General features: G+C 42.2%; 1 protein-coding gene. It reads left to right on the top strand.

The window, feature by feature from the left end; genetic code table 11:
* Nucleotides 1–64 precede the first annotated feature (64 nt).
* Nucleotides 65–1381 (top strand): IS1182 family transposase (locus tag CVD23_RS21525; RefSeq protein ID WP_374702655.1); only part of this gene is annotated, 1317 nt, incomplete at its 3' end.

The following is a 1381-nucleotide window of genomic DNA, read 5'->3' as shown; positions in this document are numbered from 1 at the left end:
TTAGTGAGGGTTTCTGCCTTTTTTGATTTATAATGAAGGTATCTATTTTAAGTGGGTGGTTTCGGTGATACAAAAGCAACAATCGATGATGTTCAGTCCCTATATGGAGCTCTATAATCTAATCGTCCCTGAGGACAACATGTTACGCAGGATCAATGACCTGGTCGACTTTTCTTTTGTTTACAATGAACTTCAGGATAAATATTGCCTTGATAATGGCCGGAATGCCATCGATCCCATCCGTATGTTCAAATATTTATTGTTGAAAACCATCTATGATATTTCCGATGTCGATGTGGTTGAACGTTCGAAATATGACATGTCCTTCAAGTATTTCCTGGGCATGGCCCCTGAGGATTCCGTCATCGATCCGAGTTCCCTGACCAAGTTTCGGAAGCTCAGGCTCAAGGACGTCAACCTTCTGGACATGCTTATCAATAAGACGGTTGAGATTGCGATTGAAAAAGAGATCATCACGAGCAAATCCATCATTTGCGACGCCACCCATTCAAAAGCTCGCTATAACCAGATGACACCAAAGGAAGTTCTGATGGAGCGTTCCAAAAAGCTGAGGAAGGCCATTTATAAGGTGGATGAATCCATGAAGGAGAAGTTTCCTGCCAAGACGAAGACAGATGTGTTGGAAGACGAAATCGCCTACTCCCAGGAACTTATTGAGATCATTGAAAAGGAAGAAACCCTTATCCAGTATCCGAAGGTAAAGGAACAGTTGAATCTATTGAAAGAGACAGTGGCAGATGATATTGAGCAGCTTCAGTGTTCGAAGGACCATGATGCCAAGGTTGGGCACAAGACAGCTGACTCGTCCTTCTTTGGATACAAGACACATATGGCAATGAGCGAGGAACGGATCATTACTGCCGCGGTCATTACGACAGGAGAGAAAAATGACGGGAAACAATTACAGACACTGATCGAAAAAAGCATGGAAGCAGGAATGGAAATTGAAACAGTCATCGGGGACACTGCCTATTCAGAAAAGGATAATATTCAATACAGTAAAAAGAACAAGATCAAACTGGTTGCCAAATTAAATCCTACCGTTACACAAGGCTGCCGTAAAAAGGAAGACGAATTTGAGTTCAATAAGGATGCAGGCATGTATGTCTGTAAAGCAGGACATATGGCAATCCGAAAAACCCGAGGTGGCAAAAAAAATGTAGCAGCGAATCAGGTAGATACATATTTTTTCGATATTGAGAAATGTAAGCGATGCCCCTTCAAGGACGGGTGCTATAAAGAAGGCGCGAAAACTAAAAGTTACTCAGTTTCAATCAAGTCAGATGAACACTCGGAACAGGCGAAATTTCAGGAAAGCGAGTACTTCAAGGAGAAATCAAAAGAGCGCTACAAGATAGAG

The sequence above is a fragment of the Bacillus sp. V33-4 genome (assembly GCF_002860225.1).
Taxonomy (GTDB): domain Bacteria; phylum Bacillota; class Bacilli; order Bacillales; family Cytobacillaceae; genus Bacillus_BJ; species Bacillus_BJ canaveralius.
The sequence above is the reverse complement of the archived record's forward strand: the minus strand, read 5'-3'. Positions and strand labels throughout refer to the sequence as shown.